Genomic DNA, 26,353 nt, shown 5'->3' on the forward strand with positions numbered 1-26,353 from the left:
TCATCGCCCGGTTCCCCTCAGATCACGCGGTCGAGCCGACGACGCCCTCGACCAGATAGTCCATGCTCTCGAGTTCGATGGCGGTTTCGACGAACGCCTGGCCCGCGGTGGCGACGACGACGCCCTTGTTGCTTTTCAACGGTCCCTTGATGACGGCGAAGCCGCCCTTCATCATCTCGGCCAATGTTGCGTCGAACTGCTTGCGCGCCGGCTCGCCGACGGCGGGGCCAAGCGGGCTCATCTTGACGAAGCCGTCGGCAAGGCCGCCACGCGTGAAGTTCGGCAGCGGCGTGCCGGCCGTCAGATCGTCGACGAACATCTTGTAGACCTTGGCCCAGTTCCACTCGGCGCCGGTGAGATATTTTTCCGGCGCCAGCGGGCTCTGGTTGGCATGGTAGCCGCAGACGAAAGCGCCGCGCCCGGCGGCCGTCTCGACCACCACTTTCGGGCTGTCGACATGGCAGGTGATGACGTCGGCGCCCTGGTCGACCAGCGCGTTGGTGGCTTCTGCTTCCTTGACCGCCAGCGACCATTCGCCGGTGAAGATGACCTGGCAAGTGATGGTCGGATCGACCGAGCGCGCGCCGAGCAGGAATGAGTTTATGTTCAGCAAAACCTGCGGAATCGGTTTGGCGGCGACGAAGCCGAGCTTCTTGGTCTTCGATGTGTGGCCGGCGACGACGCCGTTGAGATACTGGCCCATGCCGATATAGCCGAAATAGGAGCCGGCATTGATCGGATGCTTGGCCTTGTCCCACATGCCGCCGCAATGGCGGAACTGCACGTCGGGAAACTTTTTGCACATGGCCAGCATGTGGGGGTCGAAATAGCCGAACGAGGTCGGGAAGATCAGCGAGGCGCCGTCCAGATTGATCATCGATTCCATCGTCTTCTGGACATCGACCGTCTCCGGTACGTTCTCCTCTTCGACGACGGTAATGCCTTCAATGCCTTTCAATGTCGCCGCGCCCTCGGCATGCGCCTGGTTATAACCGTAATCGTCCTTCGGACCGACATAGATGAAGCCGACGGTCGCCGTGGCGGCAAAGGCCCGTGAAAGCGGAAAGGACGCAGAAGCCAGGCCGAGCGCCGCCCCAACGGCTGACGTCTTGAGCAACTGGCGGCGGCTAAGCATGAAACGGTCGGTCATCTTAATGCTCCTCTTTAAGGGCCCCTCAGGAAGCCGGTTAACGCCTCGATAAGAAAGTGTATGCAATCACCGTGCCAATTCAAAAACTTGATTTTATATTGTGAAAACAACGAATCATGTCTTTCGTTGTGCACAAGCGGAAGGCAATTGCATACACTTTTTGCCTTGAAAATAGCCAATTTGACAGATAGATTAAAACATAGACATAGAGGGTACCAACTGAGTCGTGGTGCTTGTGCGCGGCTTGATTTCATGGCGCAGGATGTCAAAGGCAGGGGAGGCAGTCGTGTCGGGAAAACGCAGCTTGATCCGGTCGGGCACGACCGTCGATCAGATGGTGCGGGCAATCGGCGACCGCATCGTCACCGGCGTGCTGCGGCCCGGCGAAAAGCTCGATGAAGCGTCGCTTGCCGCCCGCTTCGAGGTGTCACGCACGCCGGTGCGCGAGGCGCTCGGGCAGCTTAGCGCGATGGGCCTTGTCGAAAGGCGGCCGAACCGAGGTGCCATCGTTGCCGTGGTGACGCAGGAGCATCTCGCCTCTATGTTCGAAAGCATGGCCGAGCTGGAAGGGATTTGCGCGCGCTTCTGCGCAGAACGCATGACAGGTGGCGAGCGCCGTGCACTGGAGGTCGAACATCAGGCCTCGGCCCGTCTCGTGCGGCTCGGCGCGGAGGAAGATTATGAATATTTCAACACCGAGTTCCACACCCGGCTCTATCGCGGCGCCCACAGCACCCACATCTACGAACTGACGGTGATGACGCGCAGCCGGTTGGCGCCCTTCCGTCGCGCGCAGTTCAGGCTTTCTGGTCGTCTGGCCAAGTCCTGGCAAGAGCATGACGCCATCGTCACCGCGATCCTGCGTGGTGACGGTGCTGCCGCAGGAACCGCTGCAAAGGACCATGTCTCCATCGTCAGCGAGGCCAGCGCCGTGTTTGCCGCGGTCGACCCCGCAAGTCCAAAGCCAGGCTTGGTCGAGCTACCTTCGTAACCAGCGGCCTAGGTACAGCTTAGGTGCACCTCACACGTGCTTGCGGCCGCCGGTTTCGCGGAACCAGCTGTCGGGATAGGGATACCACCATTCCTGAATTGCCGGTCTGTGGTCGATGATCACCATCTTCGAGCGGCGGAAGGCATCGAGCCCCTGCCGGCCGAGCTCGCGGCCGAGGCCTGAGGCCTTCCAGCCGCCGAAGGGCAAGGCGTCATTGTCGATCAGCGGATTGTTGACCCAGACCATGCCGGCCTCGAGCCGTTCGGCCGCCTCATGCGCTTCGGCGAGATCCGTGGTGAACACCGAGGCGCCGAGCCCGAACGGGCTGTCATTGGCAAGCCGGATCGCCTCGTCGAAATCCTTCACCCGGCAGATCGCCGCCACCGGACCAAAGCACTCTTCGCGCACGATCGCCATGTCGGGGGTGACACCGGTGAGGATCGTCGGCTCATAGAACCAGCCGGTGTTGTGCGCCGGCGGAATGCGGCCGCCGGTCACTGCCTTGGCGCCATGGGCAATAGCGTCGTCGACAAGGCGCATGACTTTCGCGCGGGCAGCCTCGCTGACCAGCGGGCCGATCTCGGTCTTGTCCATGCCGTTGCCGATGCGCAGGGCGCGAGTCCTCTCGGCGAACAATTCGACGAAGCGATCGTGCACCGCATCGACGACGAAGAAGCGCTCGGCCGAGGTGCAGACCTGGCCGGTGAGGTGGAAGGCGGCGGTGACACTGCCCGCTGCGGCGACCTCCAGCGGGGCGTGCTCACTGATGATCAGCGGATCGCTGCCGCCGGCCTCGATGACGCAGGGCTTCATGCGTTCGGCGCAAGCCACCGCCACCGCTTTGCCGGCGGCGACCGAGCCGGTGAAAGCGACGGCGTGGGTCCGGTCGGAGGTGATCAGCGTCTGGGCGGTGGCCGCGCCGCCGGGCAGGCAGGAAACCAGCCCTTCCGGCAAGGAGCGGAACACCGTCATGTATTCGAGCGTGGACAGCGTCGTCGCCTCTGCCGGCTTGATGATACAGGCGTTGCCGGCGGCAAGCGAGGCAGCCACGGTCCAGCACATCAGCAGGATCGGGAAGTTGTAGGGCATGATGTGCACGGAGACGCCATAGGGTTCGTAGCGCGCATACTGGAACGAGCCGGCCTGCGTCGTGCCGGCGATCTTGCCGGCATCGTCGCGCGCCATCTCGGCATAGTAGCGGAAGATCGGCGCGCAATTGGCGATCTCGCCGATGGCTTCGGGATAGGGCTTGCCCATCTCGCGCACCATCAGCTCGGCGCAGCGCGTGAAGTCGGCCGCCTCGATGGCGTTGGCCACGGCATGCAGATGCTTGGCTCGGCTTTTGGCGTCGAGCTTTTTCCAGGCAAGCTGCTCCAGGGTCGCCGCGGTGAGCACGGCGTCGATCTCGCCATCGCTGGCGGACGCGATCGCACCGACGGTTTCCAGCGTCGCGGGATCGATCACTGGTTTTGCCGTGCCGGCCATCGACCGGTAGTCGGGATTGACGAAGAAAGTCGGCCGGTCGGGCGAGAAATGCATTTTCGTCCTCCTTGAAGACTGATCGAGAAGGGCTCAGCGGATCATGTAGACCTTCTTGATCGTCTCATGGACGGTGCAGACGCCTTTCCAGTCCTGCGGAAAGAAGGCTGCCGTGTCCGGCTCGATCTCGATGACCTCGCCGGATTCATGGACATAGGTGCAGCGGCCTTCGAGGAAGTGGCAGAACTCGTCGCGGGTTACGTGGCAGTGCCATTTGCCAGGCGTGCAGACCCACAGCCCACATTCCGAGCGGCCCTCAGGCCCCTTGTAGAGCAGCTTGCCCGAAGTGTGGGACTCACCCTCGATCATCGTCGGGATGACGCCCCAGTCGACGAGGTCGGTAATGGTGAGCGGCGATTGCATGATGGGGGTGGTCATAGGGATTTCCTTGAAAAAGTGCTCACCGGCACATGAAGGCCTTGGTCAGCGTTTGCGTGATGATGGAAATGCCGGTCCAGCCGGCGGGGAAAAACACGAGCGTGCCGGCTTCGACGGGAATCTGTTCGCCATCGTCGCGGACATAGCTGCCGTGGCCCGACAGGAAATGGCAAAACTCTTCGGCGGCAAAGGTCACCTTGCGGGTCCCCGGCGTGCAGGACCACAGGCCGCATTCGCTCGATCCATCGGGATTTTTCGAGAGGATCCTGCCCGCGGCGCGCGGCGCGCCGGCGAGCGTGTTGGCGCCTGCGCCCCAATCCTCCAGTTCCACGTTCGAGGCGTCAGACCAATGCGGTGTCGACATGTCTTGCTCCTGATTCTTGCTTGAGCATGATCTTGCCCGAAAAACCGGTTCCCACTTTTCGGGATCATGCTTCTCACGCCAGCATGTAGACGTTGCGCATGGTCTCGTGAACCGTGCATTCACCCGTCCAGCCGGCGGGGAACATGACCACGGTGCCGGCCGACACTTCTATCACCTCGCCGACATCCGACCGGTAGGTCGCGCGACCGGCGACGAAATGGCACAATTCATCGCGCGGAATCGACAGCCGCCAACGGCCTGGGGTGCAGACCCAGATGCCGGATTCCGGCTGGTTGTTCGGACCCTTGTGGACAAGTTTGCCGGTGGAATGCGACGCGCCTGCCAGTGAATCGGGCTGGGCGCCCCAGTCGACGAGATCGGTGCGAGTCGAAGCTTGATAGAGGTGCGGGGCGGAGGAGGTCACAGCAGCGCCTCCAGCAGGCCAGCGGCCTTCTCCGGTCCATTCTGAGCATGCATCTGTGCCGATGTCGTCACCAGCTTGGCCTTCATCCGGGGATCGGTCAGGCAGGTCTCGATCCTGGCGGTGAGTTCGGCATCGTTCCAGTCGTAGCGCCGCATGCCGAAGCCGTGGCCGGTTTCCTCGACGCGGGTCGCGTTGTCGTGGCCGTCCCAGACATAGGGCATGATGATGGCCGGCTTGCCGAAATAGAGGCACTCGGTGAACGAGTTGTTGCCGCCATGGTGGATGACGGCATCGACCTGCGGGATGACCGAGGGCTGCGGAAACCAGCTGTCGACAATGACGTTGCCGGGCACATCCGTGTACTGGTCCTTGTAGCCGCCGACATTGACCAGCGCCCGGTAGCGCGTCTTGCCCAATGTCGCGACGATGCGCTTCAGCAGCTCGACATCGCCGGCGCCCAGGCTGCCGAAGGAAACATAGAGCAGCGGCCCGTCATTGTTTTTCGCGAAGGTCGGCACAGCGTAAGGTTTCTCCTGCCGCACGCAGCCTTCGAGATACTGGAATTGTGCCGGATCGAGCCGGTGGCGGCGCTTGAACTTTGCCGCCTCGGGATAGAGCAACAGGTTCAAATGGGGCGAGGCCTCGAAGAACTGGCCGATCGGATAGGGCGCCTCGTTGTTGGCGTTGAGGAAGGTGTTGAAGTCGTCATGGATCGGCTTGATCACCGCGTTGAAATGGTCGCGGTAGCGCTGGTAGCCGTCATGGTCGTTCTCGCCGCAGCCGGAGAGATGCGGCGGGATGTCCTCATCCTCGATCTCGTTTTCCGAGCAGGAGATGACGCGCACCCACGGCTTGCCGTACTGCTTGATGGCCGGAAACAGGATGACGTTGTCGACGCAGATGACATCCGGCTTGATGGCGGCCAGCACGCGCGGCAGGTCCTTCTGCGCCCATTTGGCGCTGTCGACGATCGCGGTCCAGCAATCCTTGACGTAATTGTCGACCTGATCGTAGGGCGATTTGCGGAAATTCGGGATGTGGCCGTTGATGAAATCCTCCCAGAACTTGGCCATCTGCTCGGGCGGCATCGGCTCCGACAGGTTCACCGGATGCGCCTCGAAACCATAGCCCCTGTAGACCTCGACAAAGCCGGGATCGGACAGGAACACCGCCTTGTGGCCGCGCGCCTCGACGGCTTGCGCGATGCCGACGGAATTGAGCGCCGGGCCGTAGGCGGCTTCCGGAAAAAACGCGATCGTCTTCTGCGCCATCAAGCTTCTCCTATTCTGCAAAAATTCTGACATCGGCTGCAGCCCAGCCGAGTTCGACCTGATCGCCCGACGCGACCGGCCGGCGGTCGGCCGCATCAGCGGTGATGCGCACCAGGAAGGGCTTTGGCGACAGGGGCGTGCGAATATGTAACTGCAGGTCCAGCCCATGATAGGCCAGCGCCTCGACCGTGCCAGCGGTGCGGTTGGCGGTCTGGGCCTCTGGGAACAACCGGATGCGTTCGGGCCGTACCGATGCCACCGCCGATGCGCCAGGCGAAAGCGTGGCAGGAATCTTACCGGCAATACGCGCACCGTTCGCCGCTACCACGCCATCGGATGACGCCTTGCCGGGGATAAAATTCATCACGCCGATGAAGTCGGCGACGAAACGGTCGGCGGGGTGCTCGTAGATCGCGTGTGGGGTGTCGCATTGCAGCAGCCTGCCATCCTTCAGCACCGCCATGCGGTCGGCCATGACCAGCGACTCTTCCTGGTCGTGGGTGACGATGACGAAGGTGATGCCGACCTCGTGCTGCAGGCGCTTCAATTCCAGCTGCATGGCGCCGCGCAGTTTCTTGTCGAGCGCGCCGAGCGGCTCGTCGAGCAGCAGCAGCCGGGGCCGCTTCACCAGGGCGCGGGCGAGCGCGACACGCTGCTTCTGGCCACCGGACAATTGCTCCGGTTTGCGGTCGGCGAAGGGGACGAGTTCGGTCGTCGCCAGGATGGCGTCGACGCGGGAGCGGATTTCGGCTGCCGGTAGTCGCTCCATTTCGAGGCCATAAGACACATTGGCGCGGACGCTCATATGCGGGAACAGCGCGTAGGACTGGAACATCAGATTGACCGGGCGCTTGTTGGGCGGGGTTTTGGCGATGTCCTTGCCATCAAGCAGGATGCGCCCGTCATTCGGCGTCTCGAAGCCGGCCAGCATGCGCAGCAGTGTGGTCTTGCCGCAGCCGGACGGGCCAAGCAGCGCAAAGAATTCATTTTCGCGGATATCGAGCGAGATACCGTCGACGGCGGTGACCCGGCCGAACTTCTTCGACACATTGTCGATGGCCAGCAGCGTGCGCGGTTCGCTCATTGGCCGATCATCCCACGGTTGAGCCGCTGCGACAGGGTCAGTGCGGCGATCGAGACTGCCATGACGATGGTCGCCAGCGCATTGATCTCCGGCGTGATGCCGAAGCGGATCATGGCGTAGATCTGCATCGGCAGCGTGGTCGAGGCACGGCCGGCGCCAGCGGTGAAGAAGGCGATGATGAACTCGTCGACCGACAGCGTGAAGGCAAGCAGCGCGCCGGCAATCACCGCCGGCGCGATGACCGGTAAGGTCACGCGCCTGAAGGTGGTGAGCGCGGAGGCGCCGAGGTCGGCGGAGGCCTCGACGATCGACCAGTCGAAACTCTTCAGCCGGGCACGCACCACCGAGCAGACGAAGGCGAGGTTGAAGACGACATGGGCGAGGATGATGGTGTGCAGGCCCATGGTCAAATTGAGCATGGAAAAGAACGAGAGAAGCGCGATCGCCAGCACGATGTCGGGAATGATCATCGGCGCGAAGATCAGGGCTTCGAGTCCCCGGCCATATTGCCGGCGCATCTCGACGCCGATGGCCAGCAGCGTGCCGAGCAGCGTGGCGATGGCCGTCGAAACGACAGCCACGATCAGCGTGTTGAGCGCTGCGGAGAGGATCGCCGAATTGTGGGCCAGGGAGACATACCATTTCAGCGAAAAGCCGGACCATGCGGTCGGCAGTCCGCCTTCGTTGAACGACAGCGCCACCAGCACGGCGATCGGGATGTAGAGGAAAGCGAAGACAAGGCCGAGCACGAGCCAGAGTGTGCGCCGCGTGGCGGGGGAGCGCTCAGCCATCGGCTTGACCTCTAGCCTCAGCCGTACGCCCGGTGGCGCGGTCGGCGGCCAGGGCCTGCGCCATCAGCACCAGAAGCATGATGGCGATCAGCGCCATGGCGAGAGCGGCGCCGAAGGGCCAGTCATTGGCGGTCAGGAACTGGTCGTAGACGAGATTGCCGATCATCTGGAAACGACCGCCGCCGAGCAGCGCCGGGGTGACGAAATTGCCGATAGACAGGACGAAAACAAAAACGGCGCCGGCGGCGATGCCAGGCACCGTCAGCGGCAGGATGACACGGCGGAATGTGGTGGCTGCCGAGGCGCCGAGATCGCGCGAGGCTTCGGCGAGCTCCGGGTTGAGCCGCGACAGCGGCGCGTAGCAGGCGAGGATGACGAAGGGCAGGTAGTTGTAGACCAGTCCTGCGATGACCGCGCCTTCGGTGTAAAGCATCGACGGCGGCTCGCCGGTGTAGCCGAACCAGCGCAAGAGCTGGGTGATCAGGCCCTCGCGGTTGAGCAGCACGATCCAGGCATAGGTGCGGATCAGATAGTTGGACCAGAACGGCAGCACGGCGAAGAACAGGAACACCGGCTGCCACCGGCGCGGTGCGGCTGAAATCGCATAGGCGGCGGCATAGCCGATCACCACCGCGATCAGGGTGGCGGTACCGGCGATGCGCGCCGAATTGAGGAAAATGCCGGCATAGAGCGGGTCGAAGACCAGGCCGAAATTCTCCAGCGTGAAGGTGTAGTCGATGCCGCCATAGATGCCGCGCCGGAAGAAGGCCAGCGCCAGCACCAGCACGCACGGCACCACCATCAGCGCGGTCAGCCAGACCAGCGCCGGGGCCATCAACAGGGAGGAGCGGGAGGGTTGGTGCTTCACGAAGTACCCCCCTCTGCCCTGCCGGGCATCTCCCCCTCAAGGGGGGAGATTAGCAGCCTTGGCGTTGCGCTCATCCTCAGGCATTGGAGGTTAGCGCAAGCGACGCCACAGCCAATCTCCCCCCTTGAGGGGGAGATGGCCGGCAGGCCAGAGGGGGGCGACACGGAACGCAAGCTTGCTTCCAGGATGCTGTTGGGGCTTGCGCTTACTGCGCGGCCTTGATCTCGCTGACGATCTTGGAATAGTCGCGCTGGGCTTCGCCGACGTCGCGCAGCTGCTCAAACTTGACGAGGTCGGCCACCGGCATCGCCATGTTGGGGAATTTTACCAGGAAATCGGCTGGCAGGCTTTCCATGGCCGGCTTGTTCGGCACTTTGTAGTCGATGTTCTGCGCAGCCCAGGCGTGGTTCTTGGCGTCGAGCATGAAGTTGATGAACTTGAAGGCGTCGTCCTTGTGCTCGGATGCCTTCATCACCACCATCGTGTCGACCCAAAGGTCCGAACCTTCCTTCGGAATGACGTATTTGATCTCCGGCTTTTCGGAGATGCCGTAGTTGCACCAGCCATCCCAGGCCTGCACCATCAGCGCCTCGCCGGAAACGAGCTTGGAATAGAAGGTGGTGTCGTCATAAGCGAGCAAGGTCTTCTTGGCCGAGATTAAGAGGTTCTTGACCTCGGCCATCTTGGCCGGGTCGGTCTCGTTGACCGAAAAGCCCTTGTCGAGCTGGCCGGCGGCAAGCAGCCAGCGGTCAGTCGCCAGCATGGTGGTCTTGCCTTTGAGCGCATCGGAAGGAGCAAGCAGGTCGCTCCAGCTCGTCGGTGCGACCTTCACCAGGTCCGAACGGTAGCAAAGGCCTGTAGTGCCCCAGGTGTAAGGTACGGAGAAATTGTTGCCGACATCGTGCGGCAACTTGGTCGCCTCCGGGTAGAGGTTGGCGAGGTTGGGAATCTTGGCGTGGTCCATCGGCTCCGTCAGGCCGAGCTTGTTCAGCACTTCGGCGAAGGGCGAGGAGACGAAGACCACGTCATAACCCTTGCCGCCGGCGGCGATCAGCTTGCCCATGATCTCTTCATTGGTGGCGTGTACCACCACCTCGCCGGAAACGCCGGTCGCGGCCTTGAAGGCGGCCATGGCGTCGGGCGCCATGTAGCCATCCCAGTTGGAGATGACGAGGTCGGCGGCGCCAGCCGGCGCTGACAGCGCCAGGGCAAGGCCGAGAGCGATTGAAGAAACCTTGAGCGCACGGCGCCGCGGGCTGGTAGCGGTCATGGCAGACTCCCATTTCGGTTGATCGTCGAATTCTGTGCTGGACCCGGCGCGGCCCATGCCGCAGCTGCGATCCTGTTCCCTCGGTCTTTTTCTAGCCGATTGCGCAGACAGTACTATTGCAGAAAAAAGTACGTCAATCCATAATCTGTCAATCGACCGAGGAATCTGGCCGATTGCGCTCGTGCCGGAGATCGGTCAAACCAATACGGTCATGTCCGCCACCCGAGACCAGTCATGCAAGCCGCAGCCCGACGACCTCGCACCAACCATCTCGATCTGGCGCAGCGCATCCTCGATGTGGCGCGCCAGCGCGGCTTCGAGCCCGGCGCCCGGTTGCCCGAGCAGCAGATTGCTTCGCTCTGCAATGTTTCCCGCACGCCGGTCAGGGCAGCGCTCAGCCTGCTCGCCGAACGGGGCGTCGTGCGCTGGGAGGCCGATACCGGCTATCATTTGGCTGTCGACCTTGCCGTGCAGTCGGCAATTGCCACCGAATTGCCCGCCGCGGAGGAGGACGAACTTGCCGAAGCGATCCTGCGCGACCGGTCGGCGCGGCGGCTGGACCAGACGGTGACTGCAGCGGGGCTGATGCGACGGTACGATGCCGACAGAAAGACGGTACTAAAAGCTCTTAATAAACTGACGGAAGAGAATCTACTGGACCGCGCGCCCGGCCAGTCCTGGCTTTTCCGCCGTGCGCCTGATGATCCGGAGGCGCAAGGTGAGAGCTACGAGTTCCGGCTGCTGCTTGAGCCCGCGGCGATCCTGACGCCGGGCTTCCGGCTGGATGGCGCGCGCGCGGCGGCGTTGCGCCAAGGCATGGACGCGCTGGTGGCGCTGCCGGACGCCGCCTTCGACACGCGCGAGTTCCAGCGGCTGGACATCGATTTCCACGGCATGATCGCAGAGGGTTGCGCCAACCGCTTCATCACCGATGCACTATCCGATCATCTCAGGCTGCGCCGGCTGCCGGGCATCTACGGCGGTGTCAACGTCTTCCGGCTGCGGCAATCCTTGCTGGAACACCTGAACATACTCGACCATCTTGAAAGCCGGCAGTATGAGGTGGCGGCCGACCTGCTTCGCATCCACCTGCGGCTCTCCCGCAACCAGCGACCGCAAGCGGCCAGCCGTGGGGCTCCCGCACTGTTCGGCATGATCAGCCGGCCGGAATGAAGAGGATTAATTGACGCGCAAAGCCAGCCCGACCATCGCGCTGTTTCCCGAAGCAAGCTTCGGTGCGGCGTTGAATTGCGTCGGCATCGCGCAGGCCTTGCGTGCCAAGGGCGCCCGGCCCGTCTTTATCTGCCATGCCGGCTTCTCCGGCGTTTTTGCCGACTATGGGTTCCAGGAATACCAGCTACCGACCGATGAGCCGCTGAGCGACAGCGAGCGCCAGAGCTACTGGCAGGCCTTCGTGCGCCGCCACCTGCCGCATTTCAGGCTGAGCCCGATCGACCAGCTGGAGACCTATGTCGCGCCGACCTGGCAAGCGATCGTCGACACGGCGGTCAACGCAGAGGCGCCGCTACGCCAATTGCTGGCGCGGCTGAAGCCCGACGCGGTGGTGCTCGACAATGTCATCATGTTCCCGGCGATCGCAACGGCCGGCTGCCCCTGGGTGCGTGTCGTCTCCTGTGCCGAGACGGAGCTGCCTGACGCCGAAGTGCCGCCCTATCTGTCCGGCCTTGGTGCCGACGACCCGCAACGTGCGGCATTCGAGGCGCGCTATCTCTCGGCCTCGGCGCCGGCGCATGACCGCTTCAACCGTTTTCGCGCGGATGCCGGCCTGGCGCCATTGCCCAAGGGCCTGTTCCTGGAAAGCTCGCCCGATCTCAATCTGCTGCTGACGCCGGCCATCGTGCGGCGCGAGCGGGCCGCGCCGCTCGACCCGGATCGCTTCGTCTATCTCGAAGGCTGCGTGCGGTCGGAAGGGCCGTTCGAGGTGCCGGTGTTTCCGCGCAATGGCGGGCCGCTGGTCTATGTCGCCTTCGGCAGTCTCGGCGCCATGGATGTCGGGTTGATCGAGCGCATGCTTGCCGTGTTCGACAGATTGCCGGCGCGCTTCATCGTCAATGTCGGCGGCCTGCGCGATGCCTACCGCGCAGTGCCGGACAATGTCTATCTCGACGCCTGGTTTCCGCAGCCGTCCGTGGTGGCGAAGTCCGACCTGTTCATCCATCACGGCGGCAACAACAGTTTTTGCGAGGCGCTGCGTTTCGGCGTGCCGTCGCTGATCATGCCCTATTGCTGGGACGGACACGACAATGCGCGCCGTGCCGAAGAGACCGGCACCGGCGACCATATCGGCCGGGATGCCTGGACCGAAGGAGTATTGGAGAGAGCCATTCTCGGCCTGCTGGCCGACGACGCCATGCGTGCCCGCCTGAGGGACAATGCAGCCCGGATGGCGCTGCAGCCCGGAACAGACGTGGCCGCGCAAGCCATACTCTCTCTGATACGGACTTGAACGAAATGCCTGACAAACACACGAATAAAGCTGCGATCTCCAACGATCCCAAGGCCTGGCTGACGCAGCACGGCATCAATGAAGTCGAGTGCCTGGTGCCCGACATGAACGGCGTGCTCCGCGGCAAGGCGCTGCCGACGGCCAAATTCCTCAAGGCGCTCGAAGACCGCGCGCTCTATCTGCCGAGCAGCGCCTTCCTGGTCAGCATCGACGGCCGCTATACCGGCTCGATAGACGAGGGTTTTGCCTATTCGGATCCGGACATGCGCATGGTGCCTGATGTCTCGACGCTCTGCCTGGCGCCGGGTGCCGGGGCAGGCAAGGCCTATGTCTTCGCCGACGCCTTCCACATGGATGGCAGGCCATGGATGACCTCGCCGCGCCATGTGCTGCGGGCCGTGCTCGATCTCTACCGCCAGCGCGGCTGGCGGGCCGTGGTGGCGCCGGAACTTGAATTCTATCTCACCGCGCCCAACCCCGATCCCGACAAACCGCTAACCGCCCCGGTCGGCGGCAATGGCCGGGCCGAGGGCGTGCAGCATCCCTATGACATGGCGGCGCTCGAGGAGTTCGAGCCGGTTATCCGGCGCGTCTATGACTATGCCGCCGCCGCCGGGCTGCCGCTCGACACGCTGATCCATGAATCGGGCACGGCGCAGCTGGAGATCAATCTGCTGCATGGCGACGCGCTGCCGCTTGCCGACCAGGTGCTGCTGTTCAAGCGGCTGACGCGCCAGGCCGCACAGCAATGCGGCATGCATGCCACCTTCATGGCCAAGCCGATCGCGGCGCAGGCCGGCAGCTCGATGCATCTGCACATGTCTGTTGTCGATGAGAAGACTGGCAATGCGCTGTTTGCCACCGCTGACGACGCCGACACCGAGATGTTCGGTCATTTCATCGGCGGCCTGCAGAAATATGTGCCGGAAATCATGCCGCTGTTTGCGCCCAACGTGAACTCGTTCCGCCGCATAAGGCCGAACCACAGCGCGCCGGCCAACATCGAATGGTCGCATGACAATCGTTCTTGTGGTTTGCGCGTGCCGGCAGGGGGACGCGCGGCGCGGCGGGTGGAGAACCGCCTACCGGGCGCCGATTGCAATCCCTACCTGGCGATCGCCGGTTCGCTGCTCGCCGGCTATCTCGGCGTCGAACAGAAACTGGCACGCTCGGCCGAAGCCACGGGCAATGCCTACAAGATCAAGAGCACGCTGCCGAAGACCCTGGAGGAGGCGCTGGATCGTTTCACCGCTTGCGACCCGGTGCGAAAACTGCTCGGCGAGGACTTCTTCCAGACCTATCTGCGCGTCAAGAGCGTCGAGCTCGACCTGTTCCAGAGCGTGGTAACGAGCTGGGAACGCGACCATTTGCTGCTGAAGGTGTGATCATGACATCTTCAACGGGTTTCAATTCCGGTCTCGATATCGGCAAATCCTACTATGTCGCCACCGCCAATACGGCTCCGGACCATCCGGCGCTGGTCGGCGATGTCGACGCCGACCTTGTCGTCGTTGGTGGCGGCTGCACCGGCCTGTCGGCCGCCCTTCATGCCGCCGAGCGCGGCCTGAAGGTGGTGCTGCTCGAAGGTGGCAAGATCGGCTGGGGGGCCTCGGGCCGCAATGGTGGCCAGATGATCCCCGGCCTGCGCAAGGGAGCCAAAGGCCTGGTCAAGCTCTACGGGCCCGAACGGGCGAAGGTGCTGTTCGACCTTGCCTTCGAGGCGCGCGCACTGGTGCTCGACATCATCGAGCGCCATGCCATTGATTGCGATCTCAGACAGACCGGGCATCTGGTCGGCGCAGTCAATGGCTCCGACCTCAAGGATTTGGAAGACGAAGCAAAGTGCCTCGAAAGCGTGATGAAATTCCGCGATGTCGAAATCCTGTCGGCGGCGGACGCGCGGGCCAAGGTCGACACCCCCTATCACGGCGCGATGTATGAGCCGCTTGGCGGCCATATGCATCCGCTGAACTACACGCTCGGGCTTGCCCGCGCGGCCGTGGCCGCCGGCGTCGTCATCCACGAGAATTCGGTGGCGGTGAAACTGGAGCGGGAGCCTTCGATCCGGGTCTCGACGTCGAAGGGTTCGGTCAAGGCCAAGCATGTCGTCTTGGCCGGTGATGCGCTGCTCAATGGGCTGGAGCCGCGCGTCAACAGCCGCATCATGCCGGTCGGCAACTACATCGTCGCCACCGAGCCGCTGGAGGGCAAACGCAACGTCATCCCGGCCAATGTCGCGGTGTCGGACACACGCTTCGTCGTCAACTATTATCGCATGTCGGCGGATGGCCGGCTGCTGTTCGGCGGCGGCGAGCGCTACACGCCGTCACCGCCGGCCGACATTGCCGGCTTCGTGCGGCCGCACATGGAAGCGACCTTTCCACAGCTCAAGGGCTGCCGCATCGATCATGCCTGGGGCGGCCTGGTGTCGGTGACGACGTCGCGGCTGCCGCATGTCGGGCACTATGGCGAGGTCTATTTCGCGCATGGCTATTCCGGCAAGGGCGTCATCCTGTCGACGCTGTCTGGCAAGCTGCTGGCGGAGGCGATCACTGGCGATGCGTCACGGCTCGACCTCTTCTCGACGCTGACGCCGATGCCGTTTCCCGGTGGAACGGCGCTGCGTGGTCCGCTCTACGTGCTGGGCATGCTTTGGTACGCGATGCGGGATCGCATCAAGCATTGAGGTCGACCTAAACCACGAAAAAATCCTCGATGCGCTGCCTGGCCTCAAGCAGCGCCGGCAGGATTTCCCGCTCCATCTCCGCGACCGAAAACCGCGCCGACTGGGTCGAGACGTTGATTGCCGCGACCGTGCGTTCTGCTCGGTCGCGGATCGGCACGGCGATGGAACGCAGGCCGAGCTCCAGCTCCTCGTCGACAATGGCGAAGCCCTCCGCCTTGGCCTTGCCGATGGTGCTGGCCAGGAGCTTGATGTCGGTGATCGTCTTCGGCGTCCGTCTCTCGATGGGCGCCTGGTGCAGAAATTTGTCGAGTTCCCCCGGCGTCAGACCGGCAAGCAGGATGCGACCCATCGAGGTGCAACAGGCCGGCAGCCTGGTGCCGACATCAAGCGATACGCTGAGGATGCGGCGGCCGGGAATGCGGGCGACATAGACGACATCGTGGCCCGACAGGATCGCCGCCGAGCAGGCCTCGTTCAACTGCGTCGCCACCGCGCGCATGATCGGTGCGGCGAAGCTCCACAGCGAGCCGCCACCGAGCCAGGTGCGGGCGACGGTCAGCAGGCGCGGCGACAGCGAGAACACGCGGCCGTCCTGGGTGGCATAGCCGGTGGCGACAAGCGTCAGCAGGAAGCGGCGGGCGCCGGCGCGGGTCAAGCCGGCTTCCTCGGCCATCTCGGTCAATGTCATGCCCGAGGAATGACGTGCGAGGATCTCCATGACGGCAAGGCCACGCTCGAGCGAGCCGACATGGTCGCGGGAAATAGCCTCGTCGTCCATTGGTCTCCTCGGAACGGTATCATTGCCGGGATTGACTTAGCGCCATCCCTCGGCGTAGAAAGTATCGCATATAATACATATGTTCGCAATGCGAACTTTTCGAATTCCGGAGCCGACGCGATGGTCAAGTTCCTGCCGCTCAAACAGGCCGTTGCTGAGAATTTGAACAATGGCGATTCCGTTGCCTTCGAGGGCTTCACCCACCTGATCCCGACGGCGGCGGCGCATGAGGCCATCCGCCAGGGGTTTCGCGACCTGACCCTGATCCGCATGACGCCGGACCTGATCTACGACCAGATGATCGGCATGGGCATGGCGAAGAAGATCATCTTCTCTTATGTCGGCAATCCCGGCGTCGGCCTGCTGCGGCGCGCGCGAGATGCCATCGAGAATGGTTTCCCGCGCTCGATCGAGGTCGAGGAACACAGTCACGCCGGCATGGCCAACGCCTATGAGGCGGGCGCGGCCGGGCTGCCCTGCGCAGTGTTTCGCGGCTATCGTGGTGCCGGCCTTGCGGCGGTCAATCCGAACATCAAGTCGGTCACCTGTCCGTTCACCGGCGAGGTGCTGGCGGCCGTTCCCTCGATCCGGCCCGATGTCACCTTCATCCATGCGCAGAAGGCCGATAAAAAAGGCAATGTCCTGGTCGAGGGCATCATCGGCATCCAGAAGGAAGCGGTGCTGGCGGCCAAACGCGCCGTAGTGACGGTCGAGGAAGTGGTCGATAATTTCGATGATCTGCATCCCAACCTGACCGTCCTGCCGCGCTGGACCATCGCGGCGATATCGGTTGTGCCCGGCGGCTCGCATCCGTCCTATGCGCACGGCTATTACGCGCGCGATAATGCCGCCTATCTGGAATGGGACGAGATCGCCGCCGACCGGGAGAAATTCCAGGCGTGGATGCGGGAAAATGTCATCGAGAAGAGCGCCGACGATTTCGCTGGCCGCGTCGAGCATCTGAGGAAGCGGCATGAGCGAGCTGGGTTTCACCCCCAATGAGATGATGACGATCGCCGCCAGCCGCGCGCTGGGCAATGACGATGTCTGCTTCGTCGGCATCGGCGCGCCTTCCGCAGCCTGCAATGTGGCGCGGCTGACGCATGCGCCTGACATCACCTTGATCTATGAGAGTGGCACGATCGGCACCGCGCCCGACGTGCTGCCGCTGTCGATCGGCGATGGCGAATTGTGCGAGACCGCGGTCACCACCGTCGCGGTGCCGGAAATGTTCCGCTACTGGCTGCAGGGCGGGCGCATCTCGATCGGTTTCCTCGGGGCGGCGCAGCTCGACAAGTTCGGCAACATCAACACCACGGTCATCGGCGACTATTTCCACCCCAAGACCAGGCTGCCCGGCGGCGGCGGCGCGCCGGAGATCGCGACCTCGTCGAAGGAAATCTACATCACCATGGCGCAGACGAAGCGTGGCATGGTCGAGAAGATCGACTTCTTTACCTCGTTCGGCCATGGCGAGGGTGGGGATCATCGCCAAAGGCTTGGCATCGATACCGCTGGCCCGACCTTGCTGATCACCGATCTCGCCATCTGGAGGCCGGACCCGGCGACCAAGGAATTCACCGTCGTGTCGCTGCATCCAGGCGTGACCCGCCAGCAGGTGCAGGACAGCTGTGGCTGGGTGGTAAAGTTCGCCGCCGCGCTTGACGAAACACCGGCGCCAAGCGAACTCGAACTCAAGACATTGCGCGACCTGCAGGCCCGCACCAAGGCGGCGCATGAAGGAACGGGAAAAGGGAAAGCTGCCTGACATGGCCGAGGCCTATATCTGCGATTACATCCGCACCCCCATCGGCCGCTTCGGCGGCTCGCTGTCTTCGGTACGCGCCGACGACCTCGGCGCCGTGCCACTGAGGGCGCTGGTCGAGCGCAATGCCGGCATCGACTGGCAGGCGGTCGACGACGTCGTCTATGGCTGCGCCAACCAGGCCGGCGAGGACAACCGCAATGTGGCGCGCATGGCGCTTCTGCTGGCCGGCCTGCCCAAGGAAATCCCGGGCTCGACCGTCAACCGCCTGTGCGGCTCGGGCATGGATGCACTGACCATCGCAGCCAGAGCCATCAAGGCCGGCGAAGCGGAATTGATGATCGCGGGTGGCGTCGAATCGATGAGCCGGGCACCCTTCGTCATGCCCAAGGCCGACACGGCGTTTTCGCGCAATGCCGAGATCTATGACACCACCATCGGCTGGCGCTTCGTCAACCCGCTGATGAAGAAGCAGTATGGCGTCGATTCCATGCCGGAGACCGGCGAGAACGTCGCCGAGGATTTTTCGGTATCACGCGCCGACCAGGACGCCTTTGCGGTGCGCAGCCAGGACAAGGCGGTCGCGGCACAAGCCAATGGAAGGTTGGCCAAGGAAATCACTGAAGTGACCATCCCGCAGCGCAAGGGCGATGCAATTGTTGTCGCGAAGGACGAGCACCCCCGCGTGGGCACCACGGTAGAGGCGCTGGCCAAACTGCCGACGCCGTTCCGGCAAGGTGGCACGGTGACGGCCGGCAATGCCTCCGGCGTCAATGACGGCGCCGCGGCGCTGATCGTTGCTTCCGAGGCCGCCGCGAAGAAGTACGGCCTGACGCCGATCGCTCGCATCCTCGGCGGAGCCGCCGCCGGTGTCGCACCGCGCATCATGGGTATCGGCCCGGCGCCGGCGACACAGAAACTGTGCGCGCGGCTTGGCCTGACACCAAAACAGTTCGACGTCATCGAGCTCAACGAAGCCTTTGCCTCGCAAGGCATCGCCGTGCTGCGCCAGCTTGGCATCGCCGAGGATGCCGAGCACGTCAACCCGAATGGCGGCGCCATCGCGCTCGGCCATCCCCTGGGCATGTCCGGCGCGCGCATCTCCGGCACCGCAGCGCTGGAACTGCGCGAACGCGGTGGCCGCTATGCGCTGGCGACCATGTGCATCGGCGTCGGCCAGGGCATCGCCATCGCGCTCGAACGGACCTGATCCGAAGCGCTTCTGGCAGGCCAGATGGGGGATTCCATCGGGCCTGCCAAATTTGACCATGTGGACAAAAGTCCGCACCCGTTCCATAGTTCCCCGTCTGACATTTTCGTGAACAGCCGGCTCGACACGGCTGTCGAACAGAGGGGAATGCAATGGAAAACCGGAAGAAAACAGTCCAGATAAGGCGCGAAGGTCTTTCGCGGCGCAATGTGCTGGAGCTTGGCGCGCTGGGTCTCGCCGCGGCGATGCTGCCGGGCGCCGCCTTCGCCAAGGACAAGAAGCTGAAAGTGGCGGCGATTTTCGCCACGCCGATCGAGGAGCCATGGGACAATCAGGTCCATGTCGCGCTGCTGAAGGCGGAAAAGGAACTCGGCATCGAATACAAATGGTCTGAAAAAGTGCAGACCGCCGATTTCAGCCGCGTCATGCGCGAATACGCGCAAGGCGGCTACCAACTGGTGCTGGGCGATGCCTTCGCGGCCGAGCGCGAGTCGCGCCGCACGGCCAAGCAGTTTCCGAAGACCGCCTTCCTGTTCGGCTCAGGCGCCGGCCCGGCGGAACCCAATTTCGGCGTCTTCGACAACTGGATCCATGAGCCCGCCTATCTCTCCGGCATCATCGCCGGCAAGATGTCGAAGTCGGGCACGGTCGGCGCCGTCGCGGCGATGGGCATCCCGGAAGTGAACCGGCTGGTCAACGCCTTCTTCGCCGGCGCCAAGGAGGTCAATCCGAACATCAAGAAGAAGGTTTCCTTCATCGGCTCCTTCTTCGATCCGCCAAAGGCCAAGGAAGCCGCTGTCGCGCAGATCGATGCCGGTGTCGATGTCATTTATGCCGAGCGTTTCGGTGTCATCGAGGCGGCGGTCGACAAGAAGATCCTCGCCATCTCCAACATGTCCGACCAGTCGAGCCTCGGCCCCGATACGGTCATCACCGGCCCGGTCTGGGACATGTATCCGACGGTCGAACAGGCGATCAAACTGGTCAAGGCCGGTGTCTTCACCGCGCAGGACTATGGCGATTTCTCGCGCATGGCCAAGGGCGGCTCGTTCCTGGCGCCCTACCACAAGTTCGACAAGACGCTGCCGGCGGATGTCAAGGACCTGGTCGAGAAGAAGAAGGCCGAGATCCTGGAAGGTAATTTCCGAGTGGATGTCGACGAGAACACGCCGGTTTCGGATTGAGTTCCTTACCCTCTCCCTTGTGGGGGAGCAGCCGGTTCGCCGAAGGCGAATTCATCGTGCCGGTGGCACGATGAAAGGCAGCGAACGCCGGGACGCTGCGAAGCAGCGGGGACCCGGCAGGGCTCTCCAATTATCCACCCGGCCCTTCGCAGGCTCAGGGCGTTCGAACCTCGAAAAGCCAAGCAATTGGCTTTTCGTCCGCTACGCGGACCGCCTCTCACCCCCACAAGGGGGAGGGTGAGGAGCCGCGTAACCTCCGCAGGAGCACACTTGCCCGCCCCACTCATCGAAATGCGCGGAATCACCAAGAGCTTCGGCGCCGTCAAGGCGAATGAGGCTGTCGATCTCAGTGTGGCGCCGGGTGAAATCCTTGGCCTGCTAGGCGAGAACGGCGCCGGCAAGACGACGCTGATGAATGTGCTGTTCGGCGCCTATGCGCCCGACGCCGGCGAAATCCTCATCCAGGGCAAGCCGGTGCGGATCACCAGTTCCGCCGATGCGCTGGCCGCCGGCATCGGCATGGTGCACCAGCATTTTCACCTCGCACCAAGGCTCACGGTGCTGGAAAACCTGCTCATCGGTATTCCCGGAAAGTCGGGGCGGATCGACCGCGTCGGCGGGCTGGCGCGGTTGGCTGAAATCGGCCGCCAGCATGGGCTCACACTTGACCCGAACCTGCCGGTCTCGGCACTTTCGGTCGGCGAGCAGCAGCGGCTTGAAATCGTCAAGGCGCTGTTTCGCGGCGCAAAACTACTGATCCTCGATGAGCCCACGGCGGTGCTGGCGCCAAGCGAGGTCGACGGGCTGTTTTCGGCGTTGCGGTCGATGGCGGCGCAAGGTCTTGGCATCATCTTCATCTCGCACAAGCTCAACGAGGTGCGGGCGCTGACGCATCGCTGCACCGTGCTGCGGCTCGGTCGTGTCGCCGGCCGCGTCGATGATCCGGCCAACACGACGTCGGCCGCCATGGCGCAATTGATGTGCGGGCACGAGATCGTGCCGCCGGCAAGGGGGCCATCGATACCCGGCGAAGCGGTGATGACCCTCGACGGCATTTCTACTTCAAAACATTCGGGCACGGCGCTGCGCGATGTGTCGCTTGCCGTCCGGGCCGGCGAAATCCTTGGCATCGCCGGCGTGTCGGGCAATGGCCAGCGGGCACTGGCGGAGGTGATCTCCGGCGTGCGCGCACCCGATGCCGGCCAAATGACGATTGCCGGCCAGAAGGTCACCCGGTTCTCGCCGCGCGAGGTGCAGGCGCTCGGCCTCGGGCGCATCCCGGAAGACCGCATGACGACCGGTCTGGTGACCAACCTGCCACTCGCCGATTCCATGGTGCTGCCGCGCATCGGCACCGCCGCCTTTTCAGCCAAGGGCCTGCTCAAGCCGGATGCGATCCGCGCCTTTACCGAAGAACAGATCAAGGCCTATGACATCAGGTGTCCCGGGCCGATGACCCGCGCCGGGGCCCTGTCCGGCGGCAATCTGCAGAAGGCGCTTTTGGCGCGCGAACTCGCCTTCGACCCGAAGGTGTTGATCGTTTCGCAGCCGACGCGCGGCCTCGACATTGGTGCTGCCCGCTTCATCCATGAAAAGTTCCTCGACATGCGCGCCAAGGGCTGCGGCATCATTGTCATCGGTGAGGATCTGGAAGAGCTGCTGGTGCTCTGCGATCGCATCGCGGTGATGTATGAGGGCCGCATCGTCGGCACGCTCGACAGCACGGACGCGACGATCGGGCGGCTCGGCCTGCTGATGACCGGGGCGGAGGGCCATAGCTGATGTTTCGCCTGGAAGTCCGCACGTCGACGCCCGCCTGGTTCAACCTGGCGCTGCCGCTGCTGGCGATCGCGGCGACGCTTGTGCTGTGCAGCGGGCTGATCGCGCTGGCCGGGGCGGGTGTGCTCGAATCCTACGGCGTGATGTTCACGGCCTCGCTTGGCGACAGCTATGCGATCACCGAGACGCTGGTGCGCGCCGCACCAATGATCTTCACCGGACTGGCGGTAGCCGTCGCCTTCCGCGCCAAATTCTGGAATATCGGCGCCGAGGGGCAATTGCTGGCCGGCGCGGTGGCGAGTTGCTTTGTCGGCGCGATCCCGATGCCCGGGCCGCTCGCCATGCTGCTGATGGCAATCGCCGGTGCTGCGGCGGGCGCTGCGGTCGCGCTGGTGCCGGCGACGCTACGGGTAAGATTCAAGGTCGATGATGTCGTCAGCTCGCTGCTGCTCAACTCGGTCATCTACTACGCGCTGATGGCGCTGATCGAAGGGCCATGGAAGGATAGCTTCAGCGGTTATCCGATCTCGCCACCGATCGAGGATTCGGCGAATTTTCCGGTGCTGATCGAAGGCACGCGGCTGCATCTCGGTGTTATCGTGGCGCTGATCGCGGCGCCGTTGATCTGGTTCCTCATCGTGCGCACGACGCTCGGTTTCAGGATCAGGGTTACCGGCGAGAATCCCGAAGCCGCGCGCTATGGCGGCATCAACGTTGAGCGGGTGCTGATCTCGACCGCGTTGCTGTCCGGCGCGCTGGCGGGGCTGGCCGGCGTCGGCGAGGTCGGCGGCGTGCATTTCCAGGTGATGAGCGACATTTCGCCGGGCTATGGCTACTCCGGCATCGTCGTTGCCATGCTGGCGCGGCTCAATCCGCTCGGCGTCGTGCCGGCGGCGATCTTCCTGGCCGCCGTGATGACCGGCGCCGAGGCGATGTCGCGCGCGACCGGCGTGCCGGCCTTCCTCAGCGATGTCATCCAGGGCACGGCGCTGCTTGCCATGCTGGTGGCGCTGCTGTTCACCGCCTACCGCATCCGCCGGGTTGGGGCCTCCCAATGAGCGCGGTGTTCGAACAGATTTTTCAGGTCGGCTTCCTCGCCGCCATCATCCGCATCGCCACGCCGCTGGCCTTCGCGACGCTCGGCGAAATGTTTTCCGAGCGGGCCGGCGTGCTCAATCTCGGTATCGAAGGCATCATGCTGTTGTCGGCCATGACCGGCTTCACCGCCACCAGCCTCAGCGGCAGCCTGTGGCTCGGCGTGTTGGCGGCGGTGCTGACCGGCATGCTGATGGGCGCGCTGCACGCGCTGTTCACGGTGGCGCTCGGCCTCAGCCAGCATGTCTGCGGCATTGGCGTCACCCTGTTCTCGTCGGGCCTCGCCTATTTCCTCTACCGGCTGATCTTCGGCCAGCAATCGGTGCCGCCCAGCATCAAGGGTTTTCAGACGGTTCCGATCCCGATCCTTTCCGACATTCCGGTGCTGGGGCCGGCGGTGTTCAACCAGTTCGCCCTGGTCTACATGGCGATCATCGCCATACCGCTGGCCGCCTTCGTGCTTTACCGCACGCCCTGGGGCCTGTCGGTGCGGATGGTCGGCGAGAACCCGCGCGCCGCCGATTCCGCCGGCGTCAGCGTCATTGCCACCCGCTTCCAGGCCGTCATTCTCGGCGGTGCGCTGATGGGGCTGGCCGGTGCGTTCCTGTCGATGGCGCAGTTCAACGCCTTCACCTTCGGTGTGGTGTCGGGGCGTGGCTGGGTGGCGATCGCGCTGGTGGTGTTTGGCCGCTGGGATCCCTGGCGCTCGGCTGGGGCGGCGCTGCTGTTCGCGTTTGTCGATGCCTTGCAGCTGCGTATGCAGGCTAGTGGGCTCGGGCATATCCCCTACGAAACGTTCCTGATGCTGCCGTTCATCTTCACCATCGTTGCGATGGCGGTGATGTCGCGCAACGCGGTGGCGCCATCGGCGTTGTTGAAGCCTTTCCGCAGGGAAGAACGGTAGGACTTGCGTCCTTTCCTCATTGGTCCATTCAGCGCTTAGGGTGATGCGGGCGGCTCTGCCAATCGACCTCTCAGATAAGGCCTCTCAGCAATCTGCAACCAATTGGAAGGCGCATAAGGAAAAATTATTCTGCTTATGGCTCGAAAATAGCAATCGACAAAGTCTACAAGTTTTATAGATTAACGGGCGAGACGGAGGTCGATATGTCCTATATCCAGAACGCTCAGACTGACAGTAGCGGCCAGAGGCTGGTCAATGCCCAGACCTTTCGCCCGGCCTATGCCGGAGCGTTCGCCTATCTCGTCTTTGCCCTTGCGTTTGTGTTCACCGGGGCCGTTGTTCTGGGCCTTATTCCCTAGAAAACCAGATCGACAGGGGCCAGTTTCCCCGCTGTATCAGGCAATCGGAGTTGAATGAACCGGATCCCGGCGCGTTTGTGCGCGGCCGTGGTTCGAATTTCACCGCATCCATGATTCCAGAGATGGAGGAGATGACAATGCCGATCGAATTCACGCATGTCCCCGGCAAGACCGCCGCTGCCGCCATTCCCTTCTTCTACGATTTTGCCGAGACGGCGACCAAGCTTGGGCTGATCGAGGACGGTGGCTTCCAGAAGATCGTCGTCGACGATCCGGCTGGATTGCTGACCAACATGGATCTTGCCGCCCAGGTGCTGAATCGCACCTCATCGCTGGAGGTCGTGCTGACCCACTGGGCAGGCGTGGTCGAGCCGACAGTGGCGGCCCGCCAGCTGGCATCGATCGACACGAAAAGCGGCGGACGGCTGGCGCTCAGGATGATCAGCGAGCCGCTGAACGACGACGACGCCGAAACACGTCCGGTCGGGCACACGGTCATCTGGCAGCGTATCGATGAATATCTGGTGCTGCTCAAGCGGCTGTGGTCGAACGACCGGCCGTTCGACCATGAAGGCGCTTTCTACAGCATCAAGGGCGGCTATATCGAGCGCAAAGGTCCGCACGGCGCCGACCTCGTCATCCGCATGGGCGGGCAGTCTGGAACGGCGCTGAAAGTGGCCGGCCGGCATGCCGACGTTTTCGAACTGGCGCCCGGCTCGATCGATGAGGTCCGGCAGCTGATGGAGCGGGCGCGTGGTGCTGCCGCCGAACATGGCCGGGCGGGCAAGCTGCGTTTCGCACTTCCGGTCCGGATCCACCGGGGCGCTTCCGCCACGGGCCACAAGGCGGTCGACCTGTCCGGGCCGCCGGCCCAGGTCGCGCTGTCGTTGCTTGCCTATGCCGGGCTCGGCATCGATGAATTCATGATCGTCGGCGTCGACGCACCGCGCGAGATCGCGACAGTCGGCCGGGAAACGCTCGCCCTGCTGCGCAACTCGCTGGCGCGCCGCGAACATGATGCCTTCCAGCCAGGCGCCTATGCGCCTCGTGGCGGGTTGGAGACGCGCGCCGCGGGCTGAAGCCTGTCGTCTAACGCCTGTCGCCAAGCCGCGACAGGCCTTCGATGACGGCGGCTGAATCGGTCAATGCGCCGAACACGCCGTCCTCCACCGTCACCATGTGAAGCGCTGCCTCATGGGCTTGTCTGTCGCCGCTGGCACAGGCATCAGAGATCGTCAGGCACTGAAAATTGCGGTCGCAGGCCTCGCGCAGCGTGGTGTGGACGCAGACATCGGTCGTGCATCCGGAAAACATCAGATGCGTGATGCCTTGCGCGCGCAACACAAGCTCGAAATCCGTATAGGTAAAGGCGCTGTTGCAGGTCTTGTCGACAATGATGTCGTCAGGTGCGACGTCGATCTCCGGAACGATCTGGAACCCAGCGCCCGAGCGAAGCAGGATGTCGGTGCCGTCGAGACCGGAGCGCTTGCGGCGCCATTTCTCGTAGGGCGTCATGTCGGCCATGTCAGCGCGGTAGCCCTGCCTAGTGTGGATGATGGTGACGCCGGCTTTGCGTGCGGCTGATATCAGCCTGTTCACGGTTGGCAGGATCGCCCGCAGCGGCGAGGGGTCATATCCCTGTTTGGCGAAGTAGCCCGTGGTCGACAGGAAGTCCTGCTGCAGGTCGATGACGATGAGTGCCGTGTTTTCAGCTACCAGCCTGCCGTCATAGGGGTAGTCGAAGGGTGTTGCCTTGATCATCCGCGTTTCTCTCCTCGCCGATTGCGAGGCCCCATCCTGACCGGCGAGAGTGCGGCCGTCTACCGGGTGACGGCCTAAACGCGAGATACGGTGCGCCGTGGCGCCCGTCGGGCAAATGCCGCGCCCGTTCGCTGATGTGCCCGTTTCAACGATTTGTTGACTGTTAAAGTCATCTTCAATGTTGACTAGTAAGGTCATGTTTCATAGTCAACCGGGCATCGGACTGCCGCGGCCA

General features: G+C 63.5%; 26 protein-coding genes. 14 read left to right on the plus strand and 12 right to left on the minus strand.

All coding sequences use genetic code 11. The features are described from left to right. Positions 1-22 precede the first annotated feature (22 nt). On the minus strand, positions 23-1,150 hold the full coding sequence (locus tag EB235_RS06260; RefSeq protein WP_027031819.1) for a BMP family ABC transporter substrate-binding protein: 1,128 nt from the start codon (positions 1,148-1,150) through the stop codon (positions 23-25). A gap of 334 nt (positions 1,151-1,484) precedes the next feature. On the opposite strand from EB235_RS06260, the gene EB235_RS06265 reads away from it, so the two are divergent. Beyond that, positions 1,485-2,141, plus strand: coding sequence for a GntR family transcriptional regulator (locus tag EB235_RS06265; RefSeq protein ID WP_432431178.1), 657 nt, complete (start codon positions 1,485-1,487; stop codon positions 2,139-2,141). Positions 2,142-2,171: 30 nt separating this feature from the next. Here EB235_RS06265 and EB235_RS06270 read toward each other — a convergent pair whose 3' ends face one another. From EB235_RS06270 to EB235_RS06310, 9 genes are all read right to left on the minus strand, one after another. Then, positions 2,172-3,680: an aldehyde dehydrogenase family protein gene (locus tag EB235_RS06270; protein WP_027031817.1), complete on the minus strand. Its 1,509-nt coding sequence runs from the start codon at positions 3,678-3,680 to the stop codon at positions 2,172-2,174. Positions 3,681-3,713: 33 nt separating this feature from the next. Beyond that, positions 3,714-4,058 (minus strand): cupin domain-containing protein, encoded by a 345-nt coding sequence (locus tag EB235_RS06275; RefSeq protein WP_027031816.1) that lies wholly within the window; start codon positions 4,056-4,058, stop codon positions 3,714-3,716. A 22-nt stretch (positions 4,059-4,080) separates the two neighbouring features. Beyond that, on the minus strand, positions 4,081-4,422 hold the full coding sequence (locus EB235_RS06280; RefSeq protein ID WP_027031815.1) for a cupin domain-containing protein: 342 nt from the start codon (positions 4,420-4,422) through the stop codon (positions 4,081-4,083). Between the two features lie 73 nt (positions 4,423-4,495). Then, complete coding sequence (locus EB235_RS06285; protein WP_027031814.1) at positions 4,496-4,846, minus strand: cupin domain-containing protein; 351 nt, start codon at positions 4,844-4,846, stop codon at positions 4,496-4,498. Next, complete coding sequence (locus EB235_RS06290) at positions 4,843-6,117, minus strand: glycosyltransferase (RefSeq protein ID WP_027031813.1); 1,275 nt, start codon at positions 6,115-6,117, stop codon at positions 4,843-4,845. Before EB235_RS06290 ends, EB235_RS06285 begins: the two co-directional genes overlap by 4 nt. Before the next feature lie 10 nt (positions 6,118-6,127). Continuing rightward, complete coding sequence (locus tag EB235_RS06295) at positions 6,128-7,201, minus strand: ABC transporter ATP-binding protein (RefSeq protein WP_027031812.1); 1,074 nt, start codon at positions 7,199-7,201, stop codon at positions 6,128-6,130. Next, positions 7,198-7,992: an ABC transporter permease gene (locus EB235_RS06300; protein ID WP_027031811.1), complete on the minus strand. Its 795-nt coding sequence runs from the start codon at positions 7,990-7,992 to the stop codon at positions 7,198-7,200. Before EB235_RS06300 ends, EB235_RS06295 begins: the two co-directional genes overlap by 4 nt. Further along, the gene (locus tag EB235_RS06305; protein WP_032925648.1) at positions 7,985-8,827 is read right to left on the minus strand and encodes an ABC transporter permease; all 843 of its coding nucleotides are present in this window, start codon (positions 8,825-8,827) and stop codon (positions 7,985-7,987) included. Before EB235_RS06305 ends, EB235_RS06300 begins: the two co-directional genes overlap by 8 nt. Before the next feature lie 238 nt (positions 8,828-9,065). Then, the gene (locus tag EB235_RS06310) at positions 9,066-10,130 is read right to left on the minus strand and encodes a polyamine ABC transporter substrate-binding protein (RefSeq protein ID WP_027031809.1); all 1,065 of its coding nucleotides are present in this window, start codon (positions 10,128-10,130) and stop codon (positions 9,066-9,068) included. Positions 10,131-10,364: 234 nt separating this feature from the next. Here EB235_RS06310 and EB235_RS06315 point away from each other — a divergent pair, with 234 nt between their 5' ends. The 4 genes from EB235_RS06315 to EB235_RS06330 are packed head-to-tail and all read left to right on the plus strand — an operon-like array spanning position 10,365 to position 15,283. Next, the gene (locus EB235_RS06315) at positions 10,365-11,303 is read left to right on the plus strand and encodes a GntR family transcriptional regulator (RefSeq protein WP_027031808.1); all 939 of its coding nucleotides are present in this window, start codon (positions 10,365-10,367) and stop codon (positions 11,301-11,303) included. Between the two features lie 10 nt (positions 11,304-11,313). Beyond that, entirely contained in the window at positions 11,314-12,597 is a 1,284-nt protein-coding gene (locus EB235_RS06320; protein WP_027031807.1) for a nucleotide disphospho-sugar-binding domain-containing protein, read from the plus strand. Positions 12,598-12,602: 5 nt separating this feature from the next. After that, entirely contained in the window at positions 12,603-13,982 is a 1,380-nt protein-coding gene (locus tag EB235_RS06325; RefSeq protein WP_027031806.1) for a glutamine synthetase family protein, read from the plus strand. Between the two features lie 2 nt (positions 13,983-13,984). Continuing rightward, positions 13,985-15,283: an NAD(P)/FAD-dependent oxidoreductase gene (locus EB235_RS06330; RefSeq protein ID WP_027031805.1), complete on the plus strand. Its 1,299-nt coding sequence runs from the start codon at positions 13,985-13,987 to the stop codon at positions 15,281-15,283. Positions 15,284-15,290: 7 nt separating this feature from the next. Here EB235_RS06330 and EB235_RS06335 read toward each other — a convergent pair whose 3' ends face one another. After that, positions 15,291-16,061 carry an IclR family transcriptional regulator gene (locus EB235_RS06335; RefSeq protein ID WP_027031804.1) on the minus strand — a complete coding sequence of 257 codons (771 nt, stop codon included), beginning with the start codon at positions 16,059-16,061 and terminating at the stop codon, positions 15,291-15,293. Positions 16,062-16,181: 120 nt separating this feature from the next. On the opposite strand from EB235_RS06335, the gene EB235_RS06340 reads away from it, so the two are divergent. The 9 genes from EB235_RS06340 (at position 16,182) to EB235_RS06380 (ending at position 25,436) form a co-directional block, all read left to right on the plus strand. Then, positions 16,182-17,063 (plus strand): CoA transferase subunit A, encoded by an 882-nt coding sequence (locus EB235_RS06340; RefSeq protein ID WP_027031803.1) that lies wholly within the window; start codon positions 16,182-16,184, stop codon positions 17,061-17,063. Then, on the plus strand, positions 17,035-17,829 hold the full coding sequence (locus EB235_RS06345) for a CoA-transferase subunit beta (RefSeq protein ID WP_027031802.1): 795 nt from the start codon (positions 17,035-17,037) through the stop codon (positions 17,827-17,829). Before EB235_RS06340 ends, EB235_RS06345 begins: the two co-directional genes overlap by 29 nt. 1 nt (position 17,830) lies before the next feature. Next, entirely contained in the window at positions 17,831-19,036 is a 1,206-nt protein-coding gene (pcaF, locus tag EB235_RS06350; protein ID WP_027031801.1) for a 3-oxoadipyl-CoA thiolase, read from the plus strand. 152 nt (positions 19,037-19,188) lie between these two features. Then, on the plus strand, positions 19,189-20,220 hold the full coding sequence (locus tag EB235_RS06355; RefSeq protein ID WP_027031800.1) for a BMP family protein: 1,032 nt from the start codon (positions 19,189-19,191) through the stop codon (positions 20,218-20,220). A gap of 270 nt (positions 20,221-20,490) precedes the next feature. Beyond that, positions 20,491-22,002 carry an ABC transporter ATP-binding protein gene (locus tag EB235_RS06360; RefSeq protein WP_027031799.1) on the plus strand — a complete coding sequence of 504 codons (1,512 nt, stop codon included), beginning with the start codon at positions 20,491-20,493 and terminating at the stop codon, positions 22,000-22,002. After that, on the plus strand, positions 22,002-23,057 hold the full coding sequence (locus tag EB235_RS06365; RefSeq protein ID WP_027031798.1) for an ABC transporter permease: 1,056 nt from the start codon (positions 22,002-22,004) through the stop codon (positions 23,055-23,057). The genes EB235_RS06360 and EB235_RS06365 overlap by 1 nt, the downstream gene beginning before the upstream one ends. Further along, a complete protein-coding gene (locus EB235_RS06370) occupies positions 23,054-23,998 on the plus strand; it encodes an ABC transporter permease (RefSeq protein WP_027031797.1) in 945 nt (314 codons plus the stop codon). The genes EB235_RS06365 and EB235_RS06370 overlap by 4 nt, the downstream gene beginning before the upstream one ends. 203 nt (positions 23,999-24,201) lie before the next feature. Then, positions 24,202-24,357 carry a hypothetical protein gene (locus tag EB235_RS06375; protein WP_080680860.1) on the plus strand — a complete coding sequence of 52 codons (156 nt, stop codon included), beginning with the start codon at positions 24,202-24,204 and terminating at the stop codon, positions 24,355-24,357. 137 nt (positions 24,358-24,494) lie between these two features. Then, entirely contained in the window at positions 24,495-25,436 is a 942-nt protein-coding gene (locus tag EB235_RS06380; protein WP_027031796.1) for an LLM class flavin-dependent oxidoreductase, read from the plus strand. A 10-nt stretch (positions 25,437-25,446) separates the two neighbouring features. On the opposite strand, the gene EB235_RS06385 is transcribed toward EB235_RS06380, so the two are convergent. After that, entirely contained in the window at positions 25,447-26,118 is a 672-nt protein-coding gene (locus tag EB235_RS06385; RefSeq protein ID WP_027031795.1) for a cysteine hydrolase family protein, read from the minus strand. Between the last annotated feature and the right edge of the window lie 235 nt (positions 26,119-26,353).

The sequence above is a fragment of the Mesorhizobium loti R88b genome (assembly GCF_013170845.1).
GTDB lineage: Bacteria > Pseudomonadota > Alphaproteobacteria > Rhizobiales > Rhizobiaceae > Mesorhizobium > Mesorhizobium loti_B.

What these genes read in the sequence shown, in the direction of transcription:
- EB235_RS06305 (WP_032925648.1), bottom strand. Translation starts at nt 8,827, where the DNA reads ATGGCCCCGGCGCTGGTCTGGCTGACCGCGCTGATGGTGGTGCCGTGC.
- EB235_RS06325 (WP_027031806.1), top strand. Translation starts at nt 12,603, where the DNA reads ATGCCTGACAAACACACGAATAAAGCTGCGATCTCCAACGATCCCAAG.
- EB235_RS06295 (WP_027031812.1), bottom strand. Translation starts at nt 7,201, where the DNA reads ATGAGCGAACCGCGCACGCTGCTGGCCATCGACAATGTGTCGAAGAAG.
- EB235_RS06265 (WP_432431178.1), top strand. Translation starts at nt 1,485, where the DNA reads ATGGTGCGGGCAATCGGCGACCGCATCGTCACCGGCGTGCTGCGGCCC.
- pcaF (WP_027031801.1), top strand. Translation starts at nt 17,831, where the DNA reads ATGGCCGAGGCCTATATCTGCGATTACATCCGCACCCCCATCGGCCGC.
- EB235_RS06375 (WP_080680860.1), top strand. Translation starts at nt 24,202, where the DNA reads ATGTCCTATATCCAGAACGCTCAGACTGACAGTAGCGGCCAGAGGCTG.
- EB235_RS06340 (WP_027031803.1), top strand. Translation starts at nt 16,182, where the DNA reads ATGGTCAAGTTCCTGCCGCTCAAACAGGCCGTTGCTGAGAATTTGAAC.
- EB235_RS06365 (WP_027031798.1), top strand. Translation starts at nt 22,002, where the DNA reads ATGTTTCGCCTGGAAGTCCGCACGTCGACGCCCGCCTGGTTCAACCTG.
- EB235_RS06270 (WP_027031817.1), bottom strand. Translation starts at nt 3,680, where the DNA reads ATGCATTTCTCGCCCGACCGGCCGACTTTCTTCGTCAATCCCGACTAC.
- EB235_RS06370 (WP_027031797.1), top strand. Translation starts at nt 23,054, where the DNA reads ATGAGCGCGGTGTTCGAACAGATTTTTCAGGTCGGCTTCCTCGCCGCC.
- EB235_RS06290 (WP_027031813.1), bottom strand. Translation starts at nt 6,117, where the DNA reads ATGGCGCAGAAGACGATCGCGTTTTTTCCGGAAGCCGCCTACGGCCCG.
- EB235_RS06300 (WP_027031811.1), bottom strand. Translation starts at nt 7,992, where the DNA reads ATGGCTGAGCGCTCCCCCGCCACGCGGCGCACACTCTGGCTCGTGCTC.
- EB235_RS06355 (WP_027031800.1), top strand. Translation starts at nt 19,189, where the DNA reads ATGGAAAACCGGAAGAAAACAGTCCAGATAAGGCGCGAAGGTCTTTCG.
- EB235_RS06330 (WP_027031805.1), top strand. Translation starts at nt 13,985, where the DNA reads ATGACATCTTCAACGGGTTTCAATTCCGGTCTCGATATCGGCAAATCC.
- EB235_RS06280 (WP_027031815.1), bottom strand. Translation starts at nt 4,422, where the DNA reads ATGTCGACACCGCATTGGTCTGACGCCTCGAACGTGGAACTGGAGGAT.
- EB235_RS06275 (WP_027031816.1), bottom strand. Translation starts at nt 4,058, where the DNA reads ATGACCACCCCCATCATGCAATCGCCGCTCACCATTACCGACCTCGTC.
- EB235_RS06310 (WP_027031809.1), bottom strand. Translation starts at nt 10,130, where the DNA reads ATGACCGCTACCAGCCCGCGGCGCCGTGCGCTCAAGGTTTCTTCAATC.
- EB235_RS06345 (WP_027031802.1), top strand. Translation starts at nt 17,035, where the DNA reads ATGAGCGAGCTGGGTTTCACCCCCAATGAGATGATGACGATCGCCGCC.
- EB235_RS06335 (WP_027031804.1), bottom strand. Translation starts at nt 16,061, where the DNA reads ATGGACGACGAGGCTATTTCCCGCGACCATGTCGGCTCGCTCGAGCGT.
- EB235_RS06315 (WP_027031808.1), top strand. Translation starts at nt 10,365, where the DNA reads ATGCAAGCCGCAGCCCGACGACCTCGCACCAACCATCTCGATCTGGCG.
- EB235_RS06385 (WP_027031795.1), bottom strand. Translation starts at nt 26,118, where the DNA reads ATGATCAAGGCAACACCCTTCGACTACCCCTATGACGGCAGGCTGGTA.
- EB235_RS06380 (WP_027031796.1), top strand. Translation starts at nt 24,495, where the DNA reads ATGCCGATCGAATTCACGCATGTCCCCGGCAAGACCGCCGCTGCCGCC.
- EB235_RS06260 (WP_027031819.1), bottom strand. Translation starts at nt 1,150, where the DNA reads ATGACCGACCGTTTCATGCTTAGCCGCCGCCAGTTGCTCAAGACGTCA.